The sequence below is a fragment of the Aliivibrio logei genome (assembly GCF_001691055.1).
GTDB classification, from domain to species: Bacteria; Pseudomonadota; Gammaproteobacteria; order Enterobacterales; family Vibrionaceae; genus Aliivibrio; species Aliivibrio salmonicida.
Map to the genome: position 1 here is coordinate 5,453 of NZ_MAJU01000023.1, position 3,675 is coordinate 9,127.

A 3,675-nucleotide genomic window follows, 5' to 3' on the forward strand; every position below is an offset into this window, starting at 1 on the left:
CCAGTTTAAAAGAGCTTCTGATCTAAAATATGCTGAATCACTAACTCAATCCAATATGGCTAGTTATTATTTAACTCGGAATATCGTTTGGGACAGCAATCTGTTTATCAACAATTGGACTATCTTGGATAACTTTGAAATATTCGCGGATAATTATCGAGTTGGTATTGTTCGTTTTAGCTATAACGAATCGACCACTTTTCTCCGAGATTTACAATTAAGCCCAGAATTTCACGGGAAGGGTATCGGTGCGAAAAGTCTCGATATGATTATAAATCACGCTAGACAGCATCAATCAAAAAAGTTACTTCTTCGTGTGTTCAGCGAAAATCCAGCAATCAAGTTATATAAAGAAAAAGGGTTTACGCAAACCGTGGAAGTGAATGGGTTAATAGAAATGGAATTTACTTTAAGTTCAAACACATAACAAATGCATCAACACGATTTGCTACATTCGGCATTCTAGGTTTCTTTGAGTTTACCGTGTTAAGTGGTAAATTTGGGCTTAATCTGCATAGTAGCAAACGTGTTATGCAGGCGTTAACTGCTTCTTTGTTACCTGTGCAATATATTGTACATTTCAATTTTAATGAGTTAGACTTGTTCAATATTAAGTACAACTCAACAAAGAGGTAATTATGCGTATAGTTTCTTTTACTGAAGCTCGAAATGGTCTTAAATCTGTTCTTGATGGCGTAGTTAATGATGCTGACTGCACAGTTATCACTCGTCGAGATTCTGAAGATGCAGTTGTGATGTCTATGGATTATTATAATAGCTTAATGGAAACGATTTATTTATCTCGTTCTCCAGCTAATGCAGCTCATCTAAATAAATCAATTGCTCAATACAATGCCGGTCAAGCTACGGAAAGAGGCTTACTTGAATGAGTCGAATGTTAGCTTGGACTGACGATGCTTGGGATGATTACTTGTATTGGCAAGGTCAGGATAAGAAAACGCTGAAACGCATCAATAAATTAATTACTGATGCGAAGCGTTCTCCCTTCGAAGGTATTGGAAAACCTGAACCATTGAAAGAAAATTTGGCAGGTTTTTGGTCACGTAGAATTGATGACACCAACCGATTAGTTTATGCCGTTAATGATGCACATTTGACAATAATTTCTTGTCGCTATCATTATTAATTTGAAGCGCAGTTAACAATCGCATCAACACGATTTATTACACTCGGCAATCTCAGTTTGCCGGGTGTTTCTCGTTTTAAGGCGTCAATATCAAGTATATTTGCATAGTAATAAACGTGTTATGCAGGCGTTATGCCTTTGAATCGACACAAGTTATCATGAAATATATCATTAATATGATACTATTCGTTTTTTGTAATGGAGCAGTTGTAATGACAATGATTGTTGGTATTCATCTTGACGATTACGTCATAGTAGCGGCAGATAAACGTGAGGTTATGATGTTAGGCGATGTTGTCGTTAACGTCATTTCAAATAAAGTAGAAAAGTTAATTGAATGGAATGGTGGAGTGATCACTGGAAGTGGCTATGTTCCACTGTTAAATGACTTAAAATATTATCTAGCTGAAAATGAGGTAAACCATACTGGTCAATTGTTGGATTATGCGAATACAGCTGCCTCCAATATCGCGCTAAACCAAGCTAGTTGGAAGAAACAGACTAATTGGATGTTCAGCTACCTTTCCCAAATAGATGATCAAAGAGTTACGCGTTTAGGCTATGTAATGTCGTCGAAAGTAGATGGAACACATATGCTAAAACCAATGTCAGCAACGATTTGGGCTAAGTTACCTGATATTGATACTCGTATTAAGGATCTTAATAGTCAATTGTTGCCTTTAGATAGTTTAGATCAAATTAAAGAAAACCTTGATTATCATGTGTCAATGTTAAAGGGTTTATTTGAGTATGCGGCTACTGTAGATAAAACGGTGTGTAAAGATTTCAGCTACTTTGTTCAGTCACATCATGGGTTTAGTCAGTTATTCGCATCAGGACAGGCATAACAAATGCATCAACACGATTTACTACACTCGGCATCTCAGGTTGTCGGGTGTTTCTCGTTTTAAGGTGTCAATTTTGAGTATAATTGCATAGTAGTAAACGTGTTATGCAGGCGTTAGGCTCATAAGTGGAATAAGTGACTATATGTATAATAAAGAATATAAGCTTCTTGCTCAAGAAGGGCACTTAACAATGACAAGTCTCTTGGGGGGGCTAAACTCTATCCGTAGGGCCAATATCGACGAAAATCATCGTGGTTTGTTTTATTTAGGGTTGTTTGAATTAGCAACGGGATTTGAACGTTTATTTAAAATAGTACTTATACTAGATCATAAGATTTCTAATAAATGTCAGACACCAACAAATCAAGAGTTGAGGTCTTTTGGGCATGATATTGAAAAGTTATATGCTAAGTGTGTTGAGTGCTCATCTAACTACTCTTTACACTCAGAAATATCCTTAAATGATAAACAAAAGCAAATTATAGAGGTATTAGCTAAGTTTGCTAAAGGTTCTCGATATTATAATTTGGATGAATTAACTGAAAATAATAAAAATGATGATCCAATAGGTCTGTGGTTAGATGTAATTGATCGGCATGTTTGGGGCTTAAGAAGTGATGTAAGGAAAAGAATTGAACAAGATGCAATTACTTTTATAGATCGCAATGGCTTAGCAACTAATTGGAAGCAAAATATTAATGGGGATTGGATTACAATATTAGAGTTTACTTATTTAAGGCATACAACAGAAAAGGCTAGCTACCATGTTGTGTGGTCTATAATTGATATGCTTCGCCCATTTTATTATGTTTTACAATATCAGACATATCGTATTCATCAATTAAATGTAGATAATAACGCTTCTAATGAAGTACCTCATATGTATGAGTTTTTTCCATTTTTCCTTACACCCAAAAGCTCTGTTCTTAGGAAAAAAAAGTGGGCGTGGGGAGAATAAGCCTAACAATCGCATCAACACGATTTGCTACATTCGGCATTCTAGGTTTCTTTGAGTTTACCGTATTAAGTGGTAAATTTGAGCTTAATCTGCATGGTAGCAAACGTGTTATGCAGGCGTTATGAGAATTAAGGGATAATTTTAAATATGGATATCAAAATAGATGATTTGAATGGCGGTGAAGTTGTTCAGTTATTAAAAGAACACCTGGAAGATATGTATGCAACGTCTCCTCCTGAAAGTGTGCACGCATTAGATGTCAGCGCTCTAAAAGTACCTGAGATTACGTTCTTTAGCTGCTGGAAAGGTGAGCAGTTATTAGGTTGTGCAGCAATTAAGGAATTGGATTCAAACCATGCGGAACTGAAATCAATGAGAACCTCTAATCATGCGCGAAATTTGGGTGTAGGTACGCTTCTTCTCAATCATGTATTAAATGTTTCATCGGATAGGGGTTATAAGAAAATTAGCTTGGAAACCGGTTCACAAGAGTTCTTCAAACCAGCTCGTAATCTCTATGAAAAATTTGGTTTTCAATATTGTGATCCCTTTGCCGATTACAAACCTGATCCACACAGCCAATTTATGTCGTGCACACTGGGTGAGACATTCTCATAACAAATGCATCAACACGATTTGCTACACTCGGCGTTGTCAGTTTGCCTTTAGTTTCAGTGATTAAGGCGTTAAAATTCAGTTAGGTCTGTATCGTAGCAAACGTG

At 36.2% G+C, this 3,675-nt stretch carries 6 protein-coding genes; all 6 read left to right on the top strand.

What is annotated here, in order from left to right; translation table 11 throughout:
• Positions 1-427: GNAT family N-acetyltransferase (locus tag A6E04_RS15600; protein ID WP_065611805.1), on the top strand; the 427-nt coding region annotated here is incomplete at its 5' end.
• Positions 428-638: 211 nt separating this feature from the next.
• The gene (locus A6E04_RS15605; RefSeq protein ID WP_065611806.1) at positions 639-890 is read left to right on the top strand and encodes a type II toxin-antitoxin system Phd/YefM family antitoxin; all 252 of its coding nucleotides are present in this window, start codon (positions 639-641) and stop codon (positions 888-890) included.
• On the top strand, positions 887-1,147 hold the full coding sequence (locus tag A6E04_RS15610; protein WP_065593072.1) for a Txe/YoeB family addiction module toxin: 261 nt from the start codon (positions 887-889) through the stop codon (positions 1,145-1,147). Before A6E04_RS15605 ends, A6E04_RS15610 begins: the two co-directional genes overlap by 4 nt.
• A gap of 212 nt (positions 1,148-1,359) precedes the next feature.
• Complete coding sequence (locus tag A6E04_RS15615; protein ID WP_065611807.1) at positions 1,360-1,995, top strand: Ntn hydrolase family protein; 636 nt, start codon at positions 1,360-1,362, stop codon at positions 1,993-1,995.
• Positions 1,996-2,137: 142 nt separating this feature from the next.
• The gene (locus A6E04_RS15620) at positions 2,138-2,953 is read left to right on the top strand and encodes a hypothetical protein (protein WP_065611808.1); all 816 of its coding nucleotides are present in this window, start codon (positions 2,138-2,140) and stop codon (positions 2,951-2,953) included.
• A 147-nt stretch (positions 2,954-3,100) separates the two neighbouring features.
• Positions 3,101-3,571: a GNAT family N-acetyltransferase gene (locus tag A6E04_RS15625; RefSeq protein WP_065611809.1), complete on the top strand. Its 471-nt coding sequence runs from the start codon at positions 3,101-3,103 to the stop codon at positions 3,569-3,571.
• Positions 3,572-3,675 lie beyond the last annotated feature (104 nt).